23 protein-coding genes are annotated in these 23,663 nt (G+C 34.8%); 12 read left to right on the top strand and 11 right to left on the bottom strand.

Translation table 11 applies throughout. The features are described from left to right. Nucleotides 1-68 precede the first annotated feature (68 nt). A complete protein-coding gene (locus ACYQ3X_RS06465) occupies nt 69-311 on the top strand; it encodes a hypothetical protein (RefSeq protein ID WP_460180989.1) in 243 nt (80 codons plus the stop codon). A gap of 122 nt (nt 312-433) precedes the next feature. Continuing rightward, nucleotides 434-2,971, top strand: coding sequence for a leucine--tRNA ligase (gene leuS / locus ACYQ3X_RS06470; RefSeq protein ID WP_460180990.1), 2,538 nt, complete (start codon nt 434-436; stop codon nt 2,969-2,971). 1 nt (nt 2,972) lies between these two features. Here the strand turns inward: leuS and recN are convergent, their stop codons facing one another. Then, nucleotides 2,973-4,610, bottom strand: coding sequence for a DNA repair protein RecN (gene recN, locus ACYQ3X_RS06475; RefSeq protein ID WP_460180991.1), 1,638 nt, complete (start codon nt 4,608-4,610; stop codon nt 2,973-2,975). Next, entirely contained in the window at nt 4,607-5,482 is an 876-nt protein-coding gene (gene dapA, locus ACYQ3X_RS06480; RefSeq protein ID WP_460180992.1) for a 4-hydroxy-tetrahydrodipicolinate synthase, read from the bottom strand. Before dapA ends, recN begins: the two co-directional genes overlap by 4 nt. Nucleotides 5,483-5,665: 183 nt before the next feature. Here dapA and mltG point away from each other — a divergent pair, with 183 nt between their 5' ends. From mltG to ACYQ3X_RS06530, 10 genes are all read left to right on the top strand, one after another. Next, nucleotides 5,666-6,661, top strand: a complete 996-nt coding sequence (mltG, locus tag ACYQ3X_RS06485) for an endolytic transglycosylase MltG (protein ID WP_460180993.1) — start codon at nt 5,666-5,668, stop codon at nt 6,659-6,661. Then, the gene (gene ispG, locus ACYQ3X_RS06490; RefSeq protein ID WP_460180994.1) at nt 6,654-7,712 is read left to right on the top strand and encodes a flavodoxin-dependent (E)-4-hydroxy-3-methylbut-2-enyl-diphosphate synthase; all 1,059 of its coding nucleotides are present in this window, start codon (nt 6,654-6,656) and stop codon (nt 7,710-7,712) included. Before mltG ends, ispG begins: the two co-directional genes overlap by 8 nt. A 54-nt stretch (nt 7,713-7,766) precedes the next feature. Then, a complete protein-coding gene (gene rpmE, locus ACYQ3X_RS06495) occupies nt 7,767-7,967 on the top strand; it encodes a 50S ribosomal protein L31 (protein ID WP_353686505.1) in 201 nt (66 codons plus the stop codon). 83 nt (nt 7,968-8,050) lie between these two features. Then, complete coding sequence (locus tag ACYQ3X_RS06500; RefSeq protein WP_460180995.1) at nt 8,051-8,938, top strand: DUF1385 domain-containing protein; 888 nt, start codon at nt 8,051-8,053, stop codon at nt 8,936-8,938. Next, nucleotides 8,931-9,992: a peptide chain release factor 1 gene (gene prfA / locus ACYQ3X_RS06505; RefSeq protein WP_460180996.1), complete on the top strand. Its 1,062-nt coding sequence runs from the start codon at nt 8,931-8,933 to the stop codon at nt 9,990-9,992. The genes ACYQ3X_RS06500 and prfA overlap by 8 nt, the downstream gene beginning before the upstream one ends. Then, entirely contained in the window at nt 9,989-10,822 is an 834-nt protein-coding gene (gene prmC / locus ACYQ3X_RS06510) for a peptide chain release factor N(5)-glutamine methyltransferase (RefSeq protein WP_460180997.1), read from the top strand. Before prfA ends, prmC begins: the two co-directional genes overlap by 4 nt. Before the next feature lie 3 nt (nt 10,823-10,825). Further along, nucleotides 10,826-11,335 (top strand): C39 family peptidase, encoded by a 510-nt coding sequence (locus tag ACYQ3X_RS06515; protein WP_460180998.1) that lies wholly within the window; start codon nt 10,826-10,828, stop codon nt 11,333-11,335. A 9-nt stretch (nt 11,336-11,344) separates the two neighbouring features. Further along, nucleotides 11,345-12,580, top strand: a complete 1,236-nt coding sequence (glgC, locus tag ACYQ3X_RS06520) for a glucose-1-phosphate adenylyltransferase (RefSeq protein ID WP_460180999.1) — start codon at nt 11,345-11,347, stop codon at nt 12,578-12,580. Nucleotides 12,581-12,656: 76 nt separating this feature from the next. Further along, nucleotides 12,657-14,729, top strand: a complete 2,073-nt coding sequence (locus ACYQ3X_RS06525) for a sensor histidine kinase (protein WP_460181000.1) — start codon at nt 12,657-12,659, stop codon at nt 14,727-14,729. After that, nucleotides 14,722-15,363 (top strand): response regulator, encoded by a 642-nt coding sequence (locus tag ACYQ3X_RS06530; protein ID WP_460181001.1) that lies wholly within the window; start codon nt 14,722-14,724, stop codon nt 15,361-15,363. Before ACYQ3X_RS06525 ends, ACYQ3X_RS06530 begins: the two co-directional genes overlap by 8 nt. Here ACYQ3X_RS06530 and ACYQ3X_RS06535 read toward each other — a convergent pair. From ACYQ3X_RS06535 to ACYQ3X_RS06575, 9 genes are all read right to left on the bottom strand, one after another. After that, nucleotides 15,341-16,492 carry an MFS transporter gene (locus ACYQ3X_RS06535; RefSeq protein WP_460181002.1) on the bottom strand — a complete coding sequence of 384 codons (1,152 nt, stop codon included), beginning with the start codon at nt 16,490-16,492 and terminating at the stop codon, nt 15,341-15,343. The two genes, ACYQ3X_RS06530 and ACYQ3X_RS06535, sit on opposite strands and share 23 nt — an antisense overlap. Nucleotides 16,493-16,578: 86 nt before the next feature. Continuing rightward, complete coding sequence (gene glpX / locus ACYQ3X_RS06540; RefSeq protein WP_460181003.1) at nt 16,579-17,544, bottom strand: class II fructose-bisphosphatase; 966 nt, start codon at nt 17,542-17,544, stop codon at nt 16,579-16,581. 12 nt (nt 17,545-17,556) lie between these two features. Beyond that, nucleotides 17,557-17,721, bottom strand: a complete 165-nt coding sequence (locus ACYQ3X_RS06545) for an FmdB family zinc ribbon protein (protein WP_460181004.1) — start codon at nt 17,719-17,721, stop codon at nt 17,557-17,559. Between the two features lie 10 nt (nt 17,722-17,731). Then, nucleotides 17,732-18,406: a RadC family protein gene (radC, locus tag ACYQ3X_RS06550; protein ID WP_460181005.1), complete on the bottom strand. Its 675-nt coding sequence runs from the start codon at nt 18,404-18,406 to the stop codon at nt 17,732-17,734. Next, nucleotides 18,403-20,280 carry a methionine--tRNA ligase gene (metG, locus tag ACYQ3X_RS06555; RefSeq protein ID WP_460181006.1) on the bottom strand — a complete coding sequence of 626 codons (1,878 nt, stop codon included), beginning with the start codon at nt 20,278-20,280 and terminating at the stop codon, nt 18,403-18,405. Before metG ends, radC begins: the two co-directional genes overlap by 4 nt. Further along, nucleotides 20,267-21,028 carry a PSP1 domain-containing protein gene (locus tag ACYQ3X_RS06560; RefSeq protein WP_460181007.1) on the bottom strand — a complete coding sequence of 254 codons (762 nt, stop codon included), beginning with the start codon at nt 21,026-21,028 and terminating at the stop codon, nt 20,267-20,269. Before ACYQ3X_RS06560 ends, metG begins: the two co-directional genes overlap by 14 nt. An 11-nt stretch (nt 21,029-21,039) precedes the next feature. Further along, nucleotides 21,040-21,990: a DNA polymerase III subunit gene (locus ACYQ3X_RS06565; protein ID WP_460181008.1), complete on the bottom strand. Its 951-nt coding sequence runs from the start codon at nt 21,988-21,990 to the stop codon at nt 21,040-21,042. 23 nt (nt 21,991-22,013) lie between these two features. Beyond that, nucleotides 22,014-22,673 (bottom strand): dTMP kinase, encoded by a 660-nt coding sequence (tmk, locus tag ACYQ3X_RS06570; RefSeq protein WP_460181009.1) that lies wholly within the window; start codon nt 22,671-22,673, stop codon nt 22,014-22,016. Then, complete coding sequence (locus ACYQ3X_RS06575; protein WP_460181010.1) at nt 22,666-23,661, bottom strand: uroporphyrinogen decarboxylase/cobalamine-independent methonine synthase family protein; 996 nt, start codon at nt 23,659-23,661, stop codon at nt 22,666-22,668. Before ACYQ3X_RS06575 ends, tmk begins: the two co-directional genes overlap by 8 nt. Between the last annotated feature and the right edge of the window lie 2 nt (nt 23,662-23,663).

Below are 23,663 nucleotides of genomic sequence, written 5' to 3' on the forward strand. Positions count from 1 at the left end.
AGATGAAAGGGGCATTCAAAGGAGATATATGTTATAATTACATATAATTTCACAGGGAGGCGCACACAATGGAATGGTCACAGGTACTGGCAATAGTATTACCCATATTTTTTGCAATAGTCATAGGAATTTTTTACCAGAACAAACGCTTTGAAGATGTAAACAAAAGCATAGATGATTTAAGGGATGAAGTAAAAGAATTGAAAAACGATGTGAGAGAACTGAAAACTATTGTTATACTCTTAATTCAAAGGGATGCAGGACTAAAGAGCCGAGAAGAAGTAGAAAAAACAATCTCCTCAATGAAGTAAATTTTTAAGATGAAGACGATGGAGTCCAAATACTGACAATTTTCAGAAACACAGAGATTGCCACACCCGAGCTTATGGGGCTTGCAATGGCAGGAAAATAATTAACAAAAACGGGAGGCATTATGAATCAAAACTATGATTTTAAAAGCATAGAAACAAAATGGCAGAATGAATGGCTTAAAAACAGAGTGTTTGAAGTAAATGAAGAGCCTTCAAAAAAGAAGTTTTACTGCCTTGAGATGTTTCCCTATCCATCAGGAAAAATTCACATGGGACATGTTCGTAACTATGCAATTGGCGATGTTATTGCAAGATATAAGAAAATGAAAGGTTTCAGTGTGCTTCATCCAATGGGTTGGGATGCTTTTGGACTTCCTGCGGAAAATGCTGCCATAAAACACGGAGTGCATCCTGCAAAATGGACCTATGAGAACATAGACTACATGAAATCACAGCTTATAAAGCTTGGTTTAAGCTATGACTGGAGGCGTGAGGTAACCACATGCACTCCTGAATACTACAGATGGAATCAATGGATATTTTTGAAGCTTTACGAAAAAGGGCTTGCATACAGGAAATCATCCTTTGTTAACTGGTGTCCTTCCTGTGCCACAGTTCTTGCCAATGAGCAGGTAATTAATGGAGCCTGCTGGAGATGCGATTCTCCTGTTGAGCAGAAAGAGCTTGAGCAGTGGTTTTTAAGGATTACTGCCTATGCTGAAGAGTTGCTCAAAGACTGTGACACACTCACAGGCTGGCCTGAAAAAGTTCTCACAATGCAGCGTAACTGGATTGGAAAAAGTGAAGGCGTTGAGGTTGATTTTCCCATTGAGGGAATGAATGAAGCATTAAGAATCTTTACAACCCGTCCTGATACAATATTTGGAGTAACTTTCATGTGTATCTCACCAGACCATCCTCTTGCAGAAAAGCTCTGTGAGGACAAGGAGGCTTTAAAAAGAATAAGAAAAATTCAGCGTGAACCAGAGATTAAAGAAGGCGTATTCACTGGAAGATATGCAATAAATCCTCTTAACAGCGAAAAAGTTCCAATATGGATTGCCAACTTTGTTCTTATGGAATATGGAACAGGTGCAATAATGAGTGTTCCAGCCCATGACCAGAGGGATTTTGAATTTGCCGTAAGATATGGAATCCCCATAAAAGTGGTTATAAAGCCTTTTGACAGAGATTTGCCTGAGCCTTTAAAAGAGGCATACGAAGAAGAAGGAGTTATGATTAATTCAGGAGCATTTTCAGGAGTTCCATCATCAGAGGGTAAGAAAGCAGTTGCAGACTACATTGAGGAAAAAGGCATTGGCAAGAAAACAGTCAATTACAGGCTTCGTGATTGGGGAATCTCAAGACAGCGCTACTGGGGAACACCTATTCCCATAATCTATTGCGACCACTGCGGCATTGTTCCAGTGCCTGAAAAGGATTTACCAGTGATACTTCCTGAAAATGTAAGCTTAACAGGCAAGGGTGAGTCCCCTCTTAAATATGTTGATGAATTTTACAGAACAAAATGTCCTCTATGTGGTGATGATGCTTGGAGAGAAACAGACACAATGGATACCTTTGTGGATTCCTCATGGTATTTTATAAGATACTGCTCCCTTCATAATGAAGAGGCATTTCACAGGGAGAAAATAAAATACTGGATGCCAGTAGATCAATACATAGGTGGAATTGAGCATGCAGTGCTACATCTTCTTTATGCAAGATTTTTTACAAAGGTGCTTCGTGACCTGGGAATTGTTTGCTTTGATGAGCCATTTAAAAGGCTTCTTACACAGGGAATGGTTTGCATGGAAAGCTACCGCTGTCCAGAGCATGACTGGCTCTTTCCAAAGGAAGTGAAGGATGGAAAATGCATTCACTGTGGAAAGCCTGTTCAGACTGGAAGGGTGGAAAAAATGTCCAAGTCAAAGAAAAACATCGTTGATCCTGATGAGATGATTGAAACTTATGGAACAGACACAGTAAGGGTCTTCACACTCTTTGCAGCACCACCTGAAAAAGACCTTGAATGGTCTTCTCAGGGCGTTGAAGGTGCTCATAGATTTTTAAAAAGAGTTTATGCCCTTTTTTATAAACATCACGGCTGGCTGAAAGATGAGCATGACACTGAAACCATTGATCCCTTAAGCCTTCAGCCTAAAGCCTATAGCCTCCTAAGCCTTATTCACCGCACAATAAAAAAAGTTACCCTTGACATAGAAAAGGAATACCAGTTTAACACAGCCATTGCAAGGCTCATGGAGTTTGTTAATGAGGTTTACAGCTATGAACCAAAAACCGATGAAGAACGCAAAATATTCAAGTTTGCACTTAAAAACTTCCTCCTTCTTCTAAGTCCCTTTGCACCTCACATTGCTGAGGAACTCTGGCATGAAATAGGTGAAAAAGACTTTATTCTCAATGAACCATGGCCTTGTTATGATGAAGAGCTTGCAAAAGAGCAGATGATAGAGCTTGTTGTTCAGATAAATGGAAAAGTTCGTTCAAAGATAATGATTCCACAGGGATTGAGTGATGAAGAAGCGGTAAAAATTGCCCTTGATGACGAAAAGGTAAAGCAATGGATAAACGGTAAAGAAATCCTTAAAGTAATACCTGTCAAAGGTAAGCTTGTCAACATTGTGGTTAAGGGATGATTTAAAAATCCTGAAGGAGTTCTTCAGCATGAAAAAGGGAGCTTTCTGTGATCCGTCCGCTCAGCATACGGGCAATTTCTTCTTTTCTCTTTGCTTTATTTAGCAATTCAACCTTTACAACTGTCTTTTCATCCCATATAATTTTTTCTACCTTCAAATGATGCTGAGCCTTTGCTGCAATCTGGGGAAGATGAGTTACGCAGAGCACCTGATGATGCCTTGCAAGCTCACGAAGTCTTCTGCCAACATTTTCTGCCACACTTCCTCCAATCCCTGCATCAATTTCATCAAATATCAAGGCACAGGATTTTATATCCTTTTTTGCCTCCTTAAGCTCAACACACTTTAGAGCAAGCATTAAACGGGATAGCTCTCCTCCAGAAGCAACTTTGTTTAAAGGTTTTGGAGGCTCTCCTGGATTTGCTGAAAAATAAAACTCCACATCATCTTTACCTTTTGATGAAATCTCTTTTTCCCTGATTTTTATTTCAAATTGAGGATTACTGAATCCAACTCCTTTAAGCTCTTCATTAATTTGAGCTTCAATTCTTTTTGCCAGCAGTTTTCTTTTTTGTGAAAGCTCCTCTGCTCTTTTGTGCATCTCAACCTGAGCAGTGTTAAGCTCTTCCTCAAGTCTTTTAACTTCTTCCTCTGAAATACTGAGAATACTAAGTTGTTTCTCAATGTTTTTTGCGTATTCAAGAATTTCTTTTATTGAGCTTCCATATTTTGATTTGAGTCTGTTTATTAGCGTAAGCCTTTCCTCTATCTTTTCAAGAGTAAATGGATCTGGTTCATAGCTTTCCTTCAGTTTTCTTAAGGAGTAAATAGCTTCATCAATCTGGGCAAGACCTGATTCAACAAGATTTTTTATCTCCTCTGTTTTTGAGTCAAAGCGGACAAGCTCCTTAAGAGCTACAACTGTTTGAGACAGATTTTCATGAACTGAGTTTTTTCCATCATAAAGAAGACTGAAAGCATTTTCAGCAAGCTCTTTAAGCTTTAAAACATTTTTAAGTATCTTTCTTTGTTCATTCAGTTCCTCTTCCTCTCCTTCTTTAAGTTGAGCAGATTCAATCTCTCTCAGTTGAAACTCCATAAGCTCCTTTTTCTGCCTTTTTGTTATAAGTTCCTGCTGAAGTAACTCCATTTTTTTTCTTACTGTCAGAACTTTTTCATAAATTTCAGCAAAGCCATTTACTTCTTCATTTAATCCTGCAATTGTATCAAGAAACTCAATATGATTTTCCTTTCTTAAAAGATAGGTATGCTCATGTTGACCATGAATGTTTATAAACTGAGAGGCGATTTTTACGAACTCCTGAGATGTGTAAAGTGAATCATTTATGTATGACTTTACCTTTCCCTGAACTGGAAGAACCCTTTTAAGAATTATTAGCTCATTATCTGAGTCTGAAAGCTTTACATCACTGAGTGCTACTTCTATGACAGCCTCATTTTTACCGTGTTTTACAAAATCAGAGGCTGATACTCTTTCCTTAAGTAAAACTCCTATAGCATCAACAATTATTGATTTTCCTGCTCCTGTTTCACCTGTAAGAACATTAAACCCCTCTGCCAGCGGAATTGAAAGACTGTCAATAATTGCAAAGTTTTTAATTCTTAGCTCTTCAATCATTTAATAAGACCTGCGCTACGCAAAACCTCCGCAAGTTTTTGTTTATTCGTTTCAGACATCTCACATAGAGGAAGTCTGAATTCCTCTTTTATTTTACCCATCATTGCAAGAGCAGTTTTAACAGGGATTGGATTCGTTTCAATAAACATTGCTTTATTAAGAGGCTCAAGCTTGTAATGAAGTTGTCTTGCACGGTTAATGTCTCCTCTTTCCCATGAATTAAATAGCTCTGCCATGTCTTTTGGACAGATGTTTGCCGTTACCGAAATAAAGCCTTTTCCACCAAGCGACAAAAGAGGAAGATTTGTAAAATCATCTCCTGAAATAACAGCAAACTCTGGTCCGCAGAGTCTTATAAGTTCGCTTACCTGCTTCATATCTCCTGTAGCCTCTTTAATTCCAACAATTCTCGGATGCTCAGCAAGCCGAGCCACTGTTTGCGGCAACATATTCACTGAAGTTCTTCCAGGAACATTGTAAAGAATCATTGGCAGTCCTGTTTTGTCTGCGATTTCTTTAAAATGTCTGTAAAGTCCTTCCTGAGTAGGTTTATTATAATAAGGAGTTACAGAAAGAGAGCCGTCTGCACCGAGTTTTTCTGCTTTACGAGCAATCATTATTGCCTCTTCTGTTGAGTTTGAACCTGTTCCTGCAATAACAGGAATTCGTTTGTTTACAACTTTTACAGTAATTTCAATAACTCTGTAATGCTCTTCATAATCAAGAGTTGATGCTTCACCAGTTGTACCGCATGGAACAATAGCATGAGTACCTTCCTTTATATGCCATTCTATAAGCTTTTCAAGTGCCTCCTCATCCACTTTACCATTCTTAAAAGGTGTTACGATTGCAACCATTGAACCTTTAAACATCTTGGTCCTCCTTATTTAATTTGTTTTTGTCTAATTCTTTTCTATCTGACCTGAGTTTGTCAAGTGAGATCTTTTCATTACTTTGAATAGCTATGGTTTTGAAAGCTTCCCTTTTCCTTCAGTGAAAATTATCTTCCCAATCTTAGTTTGCCATTTATTGTTTTCATCTGCTAACATTAAATAATGAAACTCTGGAAAGCTGTGGCAGTTGTTTTTGCTGGCTATTTTTTGTTTTTTACGATTTACATAACAATAGAACTTACAAAACCAATAAACATCTCCGAGGATACAGAAGTTTATATTCCTAAGGGCACGAGTTTTTCGTCAATAGCCAGAATTTTTAAGGAAAAAGGCATCATTAGAAATGAAACGATTTTTATTATTATGGGAAGAATTTACGGAATTGAGAAAAAAGCAAGAGCTGGATATTATTTGTTCACTAAAGAAGAGACTCTTCTTGATGTTATTAAAAAGCTTCTTCAGGGAAAAATCACAGAATATACTATTACAGTTGTTGAAGGTGATAGTCTATACGAGATTGCTGACAAGCTTTCAAAAATTAATCCGGATTTTAAAAATCAACTATTTCAACTGGCATATGACAAAACATTTCTTAGTTCTTTAAAAATTAATGCGCCTTCACTGGAAGGATATCTTTTCCCCGATACTTACAACATTCCGAAAGGACTGGAACTTGAAGAGATTGTGAGAGTTATGGTAAAGAGATTCTGGGATGTTTATGACTCAAAATTAATGGAAAAAACGAAAAAAATTGGCTGGACTGTAAATGAAGTGATTACCCTTGCATCAATAATTGAAAAAGAAGCAAAGGTTGATGAAGAAAAGCCTTTAATTTCAGCAGTTTATCACAATAGATTGAAACTTGGAATGCCTCTTCAGGCTGATCCAACAGCAATTTATGGAATTAAAAGATATAAAGATGGAGTAACAAAAAAGGATCTTAAAAATCGATCTCCCTACAATACCTATTTAATAAAAGGACTTCCTCCAGGACCAATTGCTTCACCGGGATTGAAATCAATTTTAGCTGCTCTGAATCCGGCCAAGGCTTCCTATCTTTATTTTGTTTCTCGTGGAGATGGAACTCATGAATTTTCCTCTGATTACAAAACACATATTTCAGCAATAAATCAAATAAGAGGAAACAGAGTTGATTGAAAGAAAGAAAACAAGAAGAATTTATGTAGGAAATGTCTCAATCGGAGATGGTGCTCCTGTCAGGGTTCAGTCTATGACAAAAACAGATACCCGAAATATTCAGACAACAGTAAAGGAGATAAGAAGGCTTGAAAAAGCAGGCTGTGAAATAGTAAGAGTTGCAGTTCCTGATGAAACCGCTGCAAAAGCCTTAGGAGAAATAAAAAAGAGAATAAAAATTCCATTGATTGCAGACATACATTTTAATTATAAACTTGCAGTTGAAGCAATTGCTCAGGGAGTTGATGGATTAAGAATAAATCCAGGAAACATCGGAGCAAAATGGAAGGTTAAAGAAGTTGTCATCGCTGCAAAGGACAGAAAGATACCAATAAGAATAGGAGTTAATGCTGGATCTTTGCCAAAAGATTTGGTTGAAAAACATAATGGTCCCACCCCTCAAGCAATGGTTGAGGCAGCGGAAAGGCATATAGAGATTCTTGAAGAACTTGATTTCCATGATATTAAAGTTTCCCTTAAAGCATCTGATGTTATGAAAACAGTTGAAGCCTACCGAGCTTTTAGCAGTAAATATGATTATCCACTCCATGTAGGAATTACAGAAACAGGACCCATACCAGAAGGTGTTGTAAAGAGCTCTATTGGATTGGGGCTTCTTCTTCTTGAAGGAATTGGAGACACAATAAGAGTTTCTCTCACAGATTCTTCAGTTGTTGAAGTTGATGTAGCCTATGAAATATTGAGAGTAGTAGGATTAAGAAATGTTGGAGTTGAGATAATTAGCTGCCCTACTTGTGGAAGATGTGAAGTGAATATTAAGAAGATGGTAATGCAGGTAAAAAGAGCACTTAAGAACGTAAAAGAACCCATAAAAATAGCTGTAATGGGATGCGCAGTGAATGGTCCTGGAGAGGCAAAAGAAGCAGACTTTGGAATTGCAGGTGGACGAACTCAGGGAATAGTTTTTGCAAAAGGAAAAATTATAAAAACTGTAAAGGAATCCGAACTTGTCAATGCTTTAATAGAGGAGATTAAGAAAGCAATTGCTTGATAAAAAAATATTTTTCAAGATAAAATTAAATATTAAACTTTTACGGAGGGAAAAATGAAGGAGAAAATTCATCCTGAATACAAAGAAGCAAAGGTAATATGTGCCTGTGGTGAAACTTTTATTACTCGTTCAACAAAGCCTTTAATTAAAGTGGATATTTGCTCAAAATGTCATCCTTTTTATACAGGAAAACAGAAAATTGTAGACACAGAGGGCAGAGTAGAGAAGTTCATGAAAAAATACAGTAAAAAGTAGATTCAAAAAGTTCTTTAAGGGGTTAGAACTGAATTTTAATTTTTCTAACCCCTTTTTATTTGTAATAAAGGAGAAATTCAGAGATGAAAGATATTACCATTGGTGGACAGGCTGTAATTGAGGGTGTGATGATGAAATCTAAAAATGGATGGGCAGTAGCTGTAAGAAACCCTCAGGGAGAAATTGTTCTGAAATCAGAAAGCTTTAAAAAACAGAGCATCTTTTCAAAAATACTCATAATAAGAGGTTTTTTTATTCTTCTTGAAACTCTATGGCTTGGTATGAAGGCAATAGATTTTAGCAGCAGGATAGTGTTTAAAGAAGAAAAATCAACTCCATGGAGTCTCACTTTATCACTACTTATTGCCTCTGTTATTGGAGTATTTCTTTTTATCCTTTTACCACTATATCTAACAAAATTGTCTGCCTATTTTATTGAGATGATATCAACAAATTCATTTGTTTTTAATCTTATTGATGGTATTTTAAGAGTCTTTATTTTCATATTTTATGTGCTTGCAGTAAGCAAGTTCTCCATGATGAAAAGAATTTTTGCCTATCACGGAGCTGAACACAAAACAATAAATGCCTTTGAAGCTGGTGAGGCTCTGATTCCTGAAAATATTAAAAACTATTCAAGACTGCATGTAAGATGTGGAACAAGCTTTATTTTTATCGTGCTTGTAATAAGCATCCTTGTATTTTCCATGATTCCCTCTTCATGGAATTTTATTTTAAAGGCTATATCAAGAGTGATACTTCTTCCATTAATAGCAGGTCTGTCTTATGAGATATTAAAAATTTCTGCCAGATGGCGTAATAATATAGTCATTAGGATTATTACATTTCCTGGCTTGATTTTTCAAAAAATAACAACCCGTGAGCCAGATATTGCACAGATAGAAGTTGCCTGTGAATCATTAAAGGCAGTGCTAAATCTTTCCGACAAGGAGGTGAGACTAAATGCTTGAAAAATTAATGGAAGTGGAGAATAAATATGAGAGAATAACGCATGCACTTTCAGATCCAAAAGTGCTTTCAAATAAAGATGAATATATGAAATATTCCAAAGAACAGGCAGAGCTTGAGCCTATTGTTACAAAATTCAGAGAATACAAAAAAATTATTACACAAATACAGGAAGCTGAGGAGATAATTAAAGGTGGGGAGTCTGATTTAAAAGAACTTGCTGAAGAAGAATTACAGAAACTTAAAAAAATAAAGCCTCAGATTGAACAGGAACTCAAAATCCTGCTTTTACCAAAAGATCCAAGAGATGAAAAAAATGTAATTCTTGAAATCAGGGCAGGCACAGGTGGTGAAGAAGCAGCACTTTTTGCAGCAGACCTTTTCAGAATGTATGTAAAGTATGCTGAATCAAAGGGATGGAAAGTAGAGATTATTGACAGCCATCCTACAGGATTAGGAGGATTCAAAGAAATAATTGCTTCTATATCTGGCAAAGGAGCTTTTAGTAAACTAAAATACGAAAGCGGAGTGCATAGAGTTCAAAGAATTCCTGTAACAGAAGCCTCAGGAAGAATTCATACATCTACTGCAACGGTAGCTGTGCTTCCTGAAGCAGAAGAAGTTGATATAAAAATTGATGAAAAGGACTTAAGAATAGATACTTTTTGCTCTTCAGGTCCTGGAGGACAGTCTGTAAATACAGCTTATTCAGCAGTAAGAATTGTTCATATTCCAACAGGAATAGTTGTTCAATGTCAGGACGAAAGATCACAGATTAAAAACAGAGAAAAAGCCATGAAGGTTCTGAGAGCTCGTTTACTTGAGATGGAAAGGCAGAAAAAGGAAGCTGAAAGGGCAGCTGAAAGAAAAGGACAGGTTGGAACAGGTGAAAGAAGCGAGAGAATAAGAACTTATAATTTCCCGCAGAACAGAGTTACAGACCATAGAATAGGACTCACTCTTTATAAACTTGAGCAGATTTTAAATGGAGAGATTGATGAGATAATTGATGCCCTGATTGCCCACTGTCAGGCTGAAAAACTAAAAGAAATGTGAAAGCCCTTGAAAAAATAAGAAATCTTACCGATAAATTTTCTATTAATATTAAAGAAGCACAGGAAATTGTCTGCCATGTTTTAAAAATTGGAAAAACTCAACTTTACACTGAAAATCCAGAAATAGCTCCTGATAAAGATCAACTCATTGACTGTCTTGCTGAAAGAAGGCTCAAAAAAGAACCTCTTCAGTATATTCTTGGAGAATGCTTTTTTTATAATATCAAAATAAAAGTGGGTTCTGGCGTGCTAATCCCAAGACCAGAAACGGAAATCCTTGTTGAAGAAGTTATAAAAAGAAAAAACCTAATTGCAGATACAGGACACAAAATAGTTGATTTATGCACAGGTTCAGGATGTATTGCCTTGTCTATAGCCAAGAATATTCCTGAATTTCATGTTTTTGGTATTGATATTTCAGAAAAAGCAATAAGATATGCCATTGTAAACAAAGCATTAAATAATATAAAAAATGCTGATTTTCTTGTGGGTAATTTATTTGAACCCTTCAGGGGAAAAATATTTTCCTGTATTACTGCAAATCCTCCTTATGTGAAGACAGAGGACATCTCTAAATTGCAGCCAGAGATTAAAAATTATGAACCCTTTGAAGCACTGGATGGAGGAGAAGATGGACTCAGGTTTTACAGAGAGATTATAAAAGAGGCAATGAAATATCTTTTAAATAATGGATTAATTTTTCTGGAAATTGGAGCAGGTCAGTCAGATGCAGTTCATACTGAAGCAATTATGAAAGGTTTTGAAGTAATTGATGTGGTGAAAGACCTTGCAGGAATTGAAAGAGTTATGATATTAAAAAGTGAGAGGTAAAATGTGAAAAGGAATAAAAGCATACTTTTATTGGTTATTTTAGTTGTCTTAATCTCTACTGCTTATGCTCAGGAGTATATAATAAACTCTGTTGTTTTTTTCCCTTCAGAGGATTTTCAATGCGGTCCTGCATCCTTAGCCATGGTTTTAAATTTCTTGGGTTTGAGAATTACTCCAGAAGAAATAGCAAAAGATATTTACAGCAAAACTGCTCGCGGAACAGCAGATTTTGACATGCTCATGTTTGCAGAAAAAAAAGGATTTAAAGCCATCCAGTACAGTGGAAGCATTGAAGATATAAAAGAAAAAATAAAGGCTCATAAACCTTTAATAGTGATGACTGATGAGGGTTTCTGGTTTTATAAAAAGTATCATTACATGGTAGTTGTTGGATTTGATAATCATGGTGTTATAGTAAATTCAGGCACAGAGCAACACAAAAGAATAGATTTTGAAAGCTTTATAAAAAAATGGAAAAAAACAGACTTCTGGACAATGTTAATAGAGAAATAGGGAGGAGTTATGGCAAAGGTCTTAGCAATAGTTCTTGCAGGAGGAAAGGGTGAAAGACTTTTTCCTTTAACTTCGTTTAGATCAAAACCTTCTGTTCCCTTTGGTGCAAGATATAGAATTGTTGATTTTGTTTTAAGCAATCTTGTCAATTCTCAGATTTATTCAATCTATCTTCTTGTTCAGTATAAATCTCAATCACTTATAGAACACATCAGGCAGAACTGGTTTTTTTCTTCTGTTGGACGAGATCACTTTGTTACTGTTGTTCCGCCTCAGATGCGAATGGGACCTGAATGGTTTCAGGGAACTGCTGATGCAGTTTTTCAGAACATAGGATTAATAAAAGAACATAAGCCAGATATTGTTCTGATTTTCGGTGCTGACCACATTTACAGAATGGATATAAGACAGATGATAAGATTTCATATGGAAAACAATGCTCAGGTTACTGTAGCTGCAAGACCTGTTTCATTAAAACAAGCTTCAGCATTCGGAGTAATTGTTACAGATTCACAGCAGAGAATTACAGGATTTCAGGAAAAACCAAAACAACCTCAACCAATGCCTGACAATCCTGACATGGCTTATGTTTCAATGGGAAATTATATTTTTAATACTGATATTTTAATTGATGCTTTAATCCGTGCTGAAAAGAAAAAACAGCATGATTTTGGTGCTCATGTTATACCTGATCTTGTTGAAAGAGGCTCAAGGGTTTATGCCTATGATTTTGCTAAGAATGAAGTCCCTGGTATAAAATCCTATGAAGAACCTGGTTACTGGAGAGATGTGGGAACAATAAAAACATATTTTGATGCCCATATGGATATGCTTGGAGAAACTCCGGTTTTTGAAATTTACAATAAAATGTGGCCTATCTATCCTGCAAGATATGAAGGACCACCTGTAAAAATTCTTGATGGAGAAATAAAAAACAGTGTTATTGCTGATGGAGCATTAATCTATGGAGGTAAAATAGAAAACTCTTTCATAAGAAGTGGTTGCATAATAGAAAAAGGAGCAGAGGTAAGAGATTCTCTCATTATGGATGATGTTATTGTAAAAAGAAATAGTAAACTTTACAGGGTAATAGTGGATAAAAAAAATGTGGTTTATGAAGGAGAACAGATAGGTTTTTCACCTGAAAAAGATCGTTTTCGCTGTCATATTGACTCTTCAGGAATATGCATTATTCCAAGAGCAGCAAGATATAATGACTGGATTAAAGAATTTACCAATGTTTAGAAATTGTTTGATTTTTATATTTTTATTCATCTTTTGTCTTTCAACTACTGCTCAAACCCGGGATAAGAAAAAGATCTTGATTCTTAACTCCTATCATCAAGGATTAAGCTGGACAGACAATATAGTTAAGGGAATTAGAGAATCATTGGAGCCTGCGGAAAATTATATTGATTACTATATTGAGTACATGGATACCAAACGTTTTTATGGTGAAAAATACTTTGAGAAAATTTTTAATCTTTTTGAACAAAAATACCGTGGGATTAAATTTGATTTGATAATTGTTTCAGATAATGATGCTCTTTTGTTTACTATGAAAAACTATCACAGATTGTTTAAAGGAGTGCCTGTAGTTTTCTGTGGAATCAATAATTACAGGGATAGCATGATAGAAAAGTATAGAAAATGGTTTACAGGAGTTGCCGAGGAAACAGATGTGGAAGGAACAATTGATATAGCCCTTAAGCTTCATCCAGATACCAGGAGAGTCTATGTTATCAATGACATTACAACCACTGGACTTGCTATGAAAAAGGGGCTCCTTGAAATAGTTCCTAAATTTGCCAATAAAGTCACTTTCATAATGCTTGAAAATCCTGACATGAAGGAACTTGAGAGAGAAGTTGAGAAAATTCCCTCAAAAAGTATCATACTCCTTTTACTTGTAAATCGAGACAAAACAGGTAATTTCTTTGCCTATGAGGAAAGTCTTGATTTGCTATATCCCCATACTAATGCTCCCATATACAGTGTCTGGGATTTTTACCTTGGCAGAGGTATTGTTGGTGGCAAACTAACAAGCGCATATTTACAGGGCAAAAAAGCTGGTGAACTGGCATTGCAAGTTTTGCATGGCAAATCTCCTTCAGAAATTCCAGTTGTTAAAGAAAGCCCAAATGAATTCATGTTTGATTATAATGAACTCAAAAGATTTAATGTTTCTTTAAACAAGCTTCCAAAAGAAAGTAGGGTTATAAATCTTCCTGAAAGCTTCTGGATAAAATACAGAAAAACTTTGATAGGAATTATTTTAATTTTTATTGGATTATCCTTTGTAATAGTTGTTCTTTCAATAAACATTTCAAAGAGAAAAAAATTTGAAAAAGAGTTAAGAATCTCAGAAGAAAAATACAGAGACCTCTATGATAATGCTCCTGATATGTATCACTCTGTTGATAAAAACGGAATTATAATTGAATGCAATGAAACAGAAGCAAAAATTCTGGGATACAAAAAAGAAGAAATAATTGGTAAACCAATAACCTATTTTATGACAGAAGAATCAAGAAAAGCACAGGAAGAATTTTTCCCAAACATAGGGAAATACAGTTTTATTCAAGTGGAAAGAGACTTTGTCCGAAAGGATGGCTCAGTTTTTACTGCTGCTTTAAATGTGTATGTGGAAGTGGATGAAAAGGGAAATTTTGTTAAGACGAAAACAATAGGAAGAGATATTACATACAGAAAAAAAATTGAAGAAGAACTCAGAAAATCAAAAGAAGCTCTGAGAAAACTTTCTGTATATTTACAGAATGTGAGAGAAAAAGAAAGAAAAGAAATTGCCAAGGAAATTCATGATGAAATGGGACAGACTCTTACTGCATTAAAACTGTCTCTGTCATGGATTAGAAAAAGGGTTGAAGATAAACTGTTACATGAAAAATTTGATGAAACATTAAGCATAGTAAATGCCCTGATAAGACAGGTTCAGAATATATCAAATAGACTTCGTCCTTCTTTAATTGACCATTTAACCCTGGAGGATGCTATAATGTGGCAGGTTAAAGAATTTGAAAGAAATACTTCAATCCCATGCAATGTTGAGCTTTCAGAAGACAGCGCCAAATTATCAAGAAACATATCTTTAAACATTTTCAGAATATTCCAGGAAGCACTTACAAATATAGCAAGACATGCCAATGCAACCCTTGTGAATATTAAAATGTTTCGTTCAAATGGAAGTATTTTGCTAATCATTAAAGACAATGGCATAGGTATATCAGAAGAAAAAATCAAAAGTCCTGAATCATTTGGTTTAATGGCAATGAGAGAGAGGGCTTATTCCATAAATGCAACCTTTGACATACGAAGAATTCCAGAGGGAGGAACTGAGATAATTCTCTCAGTTCCCTTAAAAGATAATGAATAAAAAACTAAAAATTTTAATTGTTGATGACCATACTCTCTTTAGAAAAGGCTTAAAAGAAATTCTTCTTGATACTCTTTATATCAAAGAATGCAAAGAAGCTAAAACCGGTTACGAAGCCCTTGATATTCTTTCAAAAGAAAGTTTTGATATAGTATTTCTTGATATAGCAATGCCTGATATGGATGGAATAGAGACCCTGAAAAAAATTAAAACTGAGTATCCTGAAACAAAAATACTCATGCTCAGTATGTATCCTGAAGAGCAATATGCCATAAGATCATTAAAATTTGGAGCTTCAGGTTATTTAACAAAATCAGCTGATCCTGAAGAGCTATTAAAAGCTATCATTAAGATAATGAAAGGGGGGAAATATGTACCACAGGCTTTTTCAGAAAAATTGATTCATTATATTGATAAATCCAGGGAAATTCCACCTCATGAAAAGTTATCAGAAAGAGAATTTCAGGTTTTTCTTATGATAGCCAGAGGCAAAAGTCTCATAGAAATTGCTAAGGAGCTTTCCATAAGCATTAAAACTGTAAGCACATACAGAGCAAGAATTCTTGAAAAACTTGGATGCGAAAATAATGCTGAGATTATAAATTATGCTATTAAGCATGGTCTGATAGTTTAGTGACCATAAAAAAACCAGCAACTACCAGAATAAATAAACTGATTATAAAACTCTGCCATCCAAAATTTTTATATACAATTCCAGGTAAATAAGAACCTACAACACCACCTGAATAATAAAATGCTATATATGCTCCATTTACAAGGCTTTTCTGCATTGTTGTGATTTTATTTAAATAACCAGAAGCCACTGAATGAACAAGAAACATGCCTGAGCAAAAACCAAACATTGTAATAAATATCAAAAATATATCTGGCAGACTCATTATTAAAAGAAAAAAACCATAGGCAGAAAAACCAACAAGCATTGTTTTTCTCTCGTTTCCTATTAATTTTATGATTTTTGTCGCAATAAAGGACATGAAAATCCCTGTAATGTAACCTGAATAAATAAACCCTATAAGCATTTCACTGGCTTCTTTGTGAATGCTTTTTATTCTAAAAGGTAGAAAGTTTGTTATTCCTGAAAAAACAAAAAAAAGACTGAAAACTGCAGTGTAAATACAAAAGTTTCTTTTATCAAAAACAACAGATTTAAAGTTTTTGAAACTGAAATAATTTCTTTGTTGTATTTTTGGCAACTTCAAATCCTCCATAAGATAATAAACTATGGGAAGCACCAGAAGAAGACTTATTGACATAATCTGGAAACAGATTTTCCATCCAAAATAATTGGCAATTATACTGCCAAAAATTCTTCCAGAAAGCCCACCAATTGTTGTGAAAGCAATATAATAGGACATAAAAACAGGAATTCGCTCCTTAACAGATTTTAACGAAATATATGTTGTATTTGAAGTAAGAATTGCAGAGATTAAAAAACCCTCTATAAACCTGAAAACTATAACCAGATAAACATTTTCTGCCATAGATATTGAAAATACAACAAAAGAGTGCAGGGTAGCTGCAACAAGAATCATCTTTTTTGGAGGTAAAAAATTAAGTAAAATTCCTGAAATAACAGGAATTACTGTAAGAGGAATAAATGTAGCACTCATAATAAGAGATATTGTATCCATTTCAACTTTAAAAGAATTTCCCATTAAAGGCAGAAGAGGCTGAGGCATGTGCAATGCTGAAATTGTAAGTATTGTAGTATAAATTATGGTAAGAAAATCCTTAATTGGCATGTATCAGAGTTCTTTTAGAAAAAATCCTCTTCCCCTATTTATTTTTAATCCAGCTTTATCGCTCAAGGTGGCAAAAATAATAAAAGCTACAATGTTATTTTTACCAGTTTATCAAAAATGTGAATTGTATCAACAAATCTTACAATTCTCTGATATGATTCTATTACAATTGAATGGGTTCTTGCACCTCCACCAAAAAATCTTACTCCATTAAGAAGATCACCTTTTGTTACACCTGTGGCAACAAAAATTATATTATCACTTGGAACAAGATCATCAAGAGTATAAACTTTGTCTTCATCAATATTCATTCCATAGGTTATAGCACGTTTTTTTTCTTCCTCATTTCTCCAGCGCATTCTTGCCTGCATCTCTCCACCAAGACACTTAACTGCTGCTGCAGAAAGCACTCCTTCCGGTGCTCCACCAATTCCCATCAGGGCATGAATACCTGTTCCTTCCACTGTTGCTGCAATTGCTGGAGTAATATCACCATCTGAGATAAGTTTTATTCTTGCACCTGCAGCTCTGATTTCTTTAATTAAATTTTCATGACGGGGTCTGTCAAGAACAACCACTACAAGGTCATCAATATCTCTTCCAAGAGCTTTTGCAAGGGCTTGAAGATTTTCTTTCACAGGCTTTCTTATGTCAACCATTCCCTTTGCCTGAGGACGAACTACAAGCTTTTCCATATAGGTATCAGGGCAGTGAAGAAGTCCCCTTCTCTCTGTAACAGCCATAACAGTCAATGCATTTGGCATTCCTGTAGCACATAAATTTGTTCCCTCAAGAGGATCAACAGCTATATCAACTTCAGGACCAGTTCCATTACCAACTTCCTCACCTATATAAAGCATGGGAGCTTCATCTCTTTCACCCTCACCTATTACTATTCTTCCTTTAATCGGTAAATCATTCAGTGATTTTCTCATTGCTGTTACAGCTGCCTGATCTGCTTCTTTTCTATTCCCCTTTCCCATAAGCCTTGCAGCCTCAATTGCTGCAAGCTCGCAAACTCTTAAAATTGCCGGAGTTAATGAGCTGTTCATTTTAATTTCCTCCTAAGATTTTTTTGACGTTATTGAATAAAATCCTGAAATAACCTTTTTTACCTTCTGAGATTTACACTTTGGACATTTTACCTTTGTTTTTTCCATTTCGCTTATGCTCATCTTCTTTGTAAAAGTTTCATTGCACTTTTGACATTGAAACTCATACAAAGGCATAAGCCACCTCCTAAATTATTTTATTTTCCTTCATGCTAAAATATCTTCCATTTCCTATAATTACATGGTCTAAAAGAGAAATTTCAAGTATCTCTGAAGCTTTTTTGAGCTTTTTTGTTATCTCCACATCCTGCTCTGATGGAGCAGGATCTCCACTTGGATGATTATGAACAACTATTACTGCATAAGCTGACTCCTTTACTGCTTCTTTAAAAATCTCTCTCGGATGAATCAGTGTCTGTGTTAATATACCTTCTGAAACTTTAATCTCCTTTATAAGCTTTAATTTTGTATCCAGTAAAAGAGTGATAAAAACTTCTTTTTTCAAACCATTAAGTTTTGGATATAGATAATTATAAACCAAATTTGCAGAATTAAATATTTTTTCTTGTGCCGGCTGACTTAAAAGCCTTCTACCAAGTTCAAAGGATGCTTTAATTTGAGCAATCTTTGCAATTCCTACTCCAGCTATAGACTGAAGTGCATTAATTGATGCCTCCTCAATTCCCTTTAATCCGCCAAATTTATTTAAAAGTTCAATAGCTGTTTCCATTACTGTTTTTCCATTACTGCCTGTTCTGAGAATAATTGCAAGCAACTGGGCATCAGTCAGGCTCTGAGCACCATGTTTTAAAAGTCTTTCTCTTGGTCTTTCAGTTTCTGGCCATTCCTTAACGGATTTCATTTTATACTTGCACCAGGATTAACTTCTCTGTCAACAGTAAGTATTGATATTGTTCCATCAGAACCAGTTGCTGCAAGAAGCATTCCCTGAGATTCAACTCCCATAAGTTTTGCAGGTTTAAGATTACTTACTACAACAATTGACCTGCCAACAAGCTCTTCAGGACAGTAGGACTTCCCAATGCCTGCCACAATCTGTCTTTTCTCTCCAATATCTACAATAATCTTTATAAGTTTTTCTGAACCCTTTATTCTTTCAGCTTCTAAAACTCTGCCCACTTTGAGTTTTATCCTTGCAAAATCTTCAATACTTATAAGCTCTTCCATTTTGTTCTCCTTAGTTAATGTTTCAGTTTTAGCCTCTATTCTTGGGAAAATTTGTTCAATCTTTTCAGTTCTTACCTCTTTTGTCTCTATGTTCCAATTTAACATATTACAGTTAATTTTGAAAGAGCTTAGTCCTAAAGCATTCCAAATTTTCAATGCTGTCTGAGGCATAAATGGATAAAGAAAAACTGTAATAATTCTAAGCACATTCCATATATTAAAAAGTATCAGAGAAAGCTCTTCAGAGTTTTCCTTTGCTACTCTCCAAGGTTCTGTCTTTGCAATGTAGGTGTTCGTAAGGGATATAATCCCCCAAATTTTTTCAAGAACAATATTAAATTTGAATTCATTCCAGAGGTTTTCATTATCAATCTCCTGAATTAAATTTTTAACTTCCTCTGTCCATTCATCATTTGCCATGGCAGGTTTTATCTGACCATTCATATATTTTTCATTCATAACAAGGAAACGATTTACAAGATTACCTAAGTCATTGGCAAGATCATTGTTTATCCTTCTTATAATTGCCTCTTCTGAGAAATCTCCATCAAGACCAAAGGAAACCTCTCTGAATAAAAAGTATCTGAAAGCATCTACTCCATATTTTTTTATAACTTCATAGGGATTTACAACATTGCCAAGAGATTTTGACATTTTAGCACCCTGCACAGTCCACCATCCATGAGCAAATATGTTTTTAGGAAGTGGCATTCCCAGAGCCATAAGCATTGTTGACCAGTAAACCGCATGAGTTATAAGAATGTCTTTGCCAATTAAATGATGATCAGGAGGCCACCAATCAATGTCTTTTGGTGCAAGATAATTCAATGCTGAGTAATAATTAACCAGTGCATCAAACCATACATAGGTTGTATAATTTTCATCAAAAGGAAGAGGAATTCCCCACTGAAGTCTTTGCCGAGGACGGGAAATGCAAAGATCACCAAGAGGTTTATTTTTAAGAAATGACAAAACCTCATTCCTTCTCGTTTCAGGTAGAATGTAGCCAGGATTTTTCTCAATGTAATCAATGAGAGAGTTTTGATATTTGGACATAAGAAAAAAATAGTTTTCCTCTTCAATGCACTCAACTTCTCTTCCGCAGTCAGGGCATTTTCCTTCTATTAAGTCTTTCGCTGTCCAGAATCTCTCACAGGGAGTACAATACATTCCACAGTATCTTCTTTTTTCAATCTCACCTTTATCATAAAGCTTCTGAAGTATAGCACTAACAACTTTTTTGTGTTCTTCATCAGTGGTTCGTATAAAAGCATCATTGCTTATATTTAATTCCTTCCATAATGCTTTAAAGTTTTCAACCATTTCATCCGCATGTTCCTTAGGAGCTCTGCCACGCTCACGAGCTGCTTTTTCAACCTTCTGCCCATGTTCATCTGTTCCTGTAAGAAAAAAAACTTTTCTGCCTTTAAGCCTCATATATCTTGCAAGTATGTCAGCAGCCACAGTGGTATAGGCATGTCCAATATGGGGTATGTCGTTAACATAATATATGGGGGTTGTAATGTAAAATCCCTTATTTTGATTCATCTTTTCCTCCAGAACTTTCCTCTGTTAATTCTTCTGTCTCCCTTATAATAAAAGACAGCTTTTTGATTTCAGGCTCCTTTTCTTCCTGAACAATAATTTCTTCATCCATAGTAATTTCTTCTGGTTCACCATAGTATTCATGTCTGAGGCAACATTTCAATCTTCCGCAAATACCTGAAAGCTTGGAAACATTAAGCACAATTTCCTGATCTTTAGCCATCTTTAAAGAGACTGGCTTAAAGAAACTAACAAATCTTTTACAGCATATCTCAAAACCACAAACTCCAATACCACCAAGGAATTTTGCTTCATCCCTTACTCCTATCTGCCTCATTTCTATTCTTGTTTTAAATTTTGCTGCAAGATCTTTTACCAGTTCTCTGAAATCAATCCTTCCTTCTGCAGTAAAATAAAAGATGATTCTTTTTCTGTCAAGGCAGGATTCAACTACTAAAAGTTTCATTGGTAACTGTCTTTCATTTATTCTTTGAAGACAAAAATTCCATGCTTCTTTTTCCAGAGAAAGATTTTTTTGAAATGTCTCCATATCTTCCTGAGTTGCTTTTCTGAGCACTGGCTTAAAGGTGTTTTCACTCTGAGAAGAAGTTTTCAAAACATATCCTAAGGTTAATCCAAAATCACCTTCTACAACAACAAAATCACCTTTTTTTAATTCTATACCAAGATTGTTTAAATAACGATAAACCTTACCAAAAGGTCTGATTCTTACATATACTGTATTGTTCATCCTGTGTCTCCCTATTGTTCAAACTCAGTTTTTTGCTTGTTTGCAGTTATCAAATTATTAAGCATACACACCATATAATTCCATACAATTGACTTGTTTAAATTTAAATCAATGCTTTTTTTGATGTTTTGCACCTCTTCATACAGATTAAACAATTCCTCTATAGATACATTCTCTTTTAGTTTAAAATCTGATGGTAAAATAGGGCAATATGGAGTTTTAAGAAAAAATCCAACAAGGCAGTCTCTAAGAAAAATACATAAAAAATCTATCCACCATTTCACATCTTCATTGTCTTTCCATAGAGATTTTTTATTTTTTTCTTTCATACTTTTTAATGTGGTATTAAACCACTTAATTTCTTTTAATATATCCATTGATATAAGAAGTCCTGGCTTTCCCATAATAATTCTGATTAAACTGTCTTCAATATGAGGGAGTATCTTTTTTACAGCTTGATCTGAAAGAGGTGTAAAATATATTTTAAAACATCTTGAAATTAAAGGTTCAGGTAGATTATAAATATTTTCGCAGATAAGAATTATCACTGTATTAACAGGAGGTTCTTCAACTGTTTTAAGAAAGGCATTCGCTGCTGCATGATTCATTTTATGTGCTTCTTTTATAATAACAACTTTATATCTTCCTTCAAGAGGACGAAAAGAAACAAACTCTTCAACCTCTCTTATGCTGTTCACTGTGATTATGTCCTTTTCAGGAGCTACTATTTTAATATCTGGATGCACACCCTGCTCAATTTTTTTACATGATGTGCACATATCACAGGCATCTTCTTCAGAGTTTAAACAATTTAAAGCTTTAGCATAGACAATAGCTGCCTTTGTCTTTCCAATATAAGCATCTCCAAGAAATAATAAAGCACTGGGAATCTTTTTTGTTCTCAATGTGCCTTTGAGTAGTTTTACTGCTTTCTGCTGAGATATGATTTCATTAAAACCCATTTTAATGTATTACAGAACCGTATTCAATAATATAGGCAGCCCAAAAACTTTGCGAGTTTTTTGGGACCCCTGATAGATTTAACTTTTTTATATATTTTTTCAGCTATTTCATTTATTGGCTTGATGGCATCCAGAACAAAAAATCTTTCTTTATTTATTCTTGCAAGTTCAAGATAACCATGCCTTACTTTTTCATGAAAAGATAAATTTTCCATCTCAAATCTATCTTTCTTATCAGCTTTCTTATTTCTTTCCAGTCCGATTCTTGCTGGACAGTCAAGCAATACTGTCAAATCAGGCATGAATTCACTGAAAACTTCTTTGTTCAATTTTTCAATTAAATCAATTGATATGCCTCTTGCATATCCCTGATAAACTACAGTTGAATCAGTAAATCTGTCGCATATTACAATGAAACCTTCTTCAAGATATGGCTTTATTTTCTCATCAATGTGTTGAATCCTGTCTGCAAAATAAAGAAAGAGTTCGCATAAAGGATTTATTTTAATTTCTGAATTAAGAAGAATCTCTCTGATATACTTTCCAGCTTCTGTATCTCCTGGCTCGTAAGTATAAACAACTTTAAATCCTTCATTCTTCAGCCTCTGAGCAAGCAGTCTTGCCTGAGTTGTTTTACCAGAACCTTCTATGCCTTCAAAAGTTATAAAAATTCCTTTATTCATCTACCAGTCTATTTTTTAATTTTTTAAGAAGTTCGCAGACTCTTTCAGAGTTTGAAACATCAAGAGAGCCCATTCCACATGATGGAGTAATCAGTGAGTTTTTAATAGTTAAAGGTAAAATTTTTGATATTTCCTCAATTTTTCTTATTGCCTGTTTTATTATTTCTTCATCACTCAGAGCATTCAAATCATCTGTTGTTGGAATAAAACCCCATGCAATATAGCCATTTCTGCTCAGAAATTCTGAAATTTCATCCCTGTAAATTTTGAAAAAATCAAAAAAGGAAAAAGCATCAAAGCTTAAAATGTCTATATCAAGAGCTAAAACCTCTTTCCAGTCAGTTCTTCCACAACAGTGAATTCCTGCTTTGACATCAAGAGATTTAATAAAAGAAACAATTTCCTTTATTAACCTTATTGCTTCAGCTTGCTCAACAGAGATATATGCAGATGTGCCAACTGCCTGAAGTATGGGCTCATCAATAAAAATTATTATATTTTCAGCAAAATTTTTTAAAAAATTAATCTGCCACCTTACTTTTGCTTTAATATGCATGAGAGAAACTTCCCTTAGAGTTTCATCAAAATAAATAAGTTTACCCTCATCATCTTTAAGAGATAAGGTAAATGTAACAGGTCCTGTAATCTGTCCTTTAAAAATCTTTATTTTTTTGTTTTTTATCAATCTTTGCATGCTGTAAAGACCAATTGCAAATTCTTCACTTACATGAGATAACATTTCATCATGATAATTACTTAACCATTCAGTAATAACTTCTTCATTTTTTTTGATGTAAACTTTCCCTGATTCAAAGGTTACTCCAGGAAATCCCTCACAGAACTGTGCAATCATCTGTTCATTAACTGAATATTTTGGCATCTGAGGCCAGAATGGGATATCAAAATATTTCAAAATAAGTTCACATGCAGGCAAAACCTCTTTATGAGGCATGCTTCCTATGCCTGTGGTGCTAAATGGTTCAAACATAA

It is taken from the genome of Thermodesulfovibrio sp. TK110 (genome assembly GCF_054658355.1).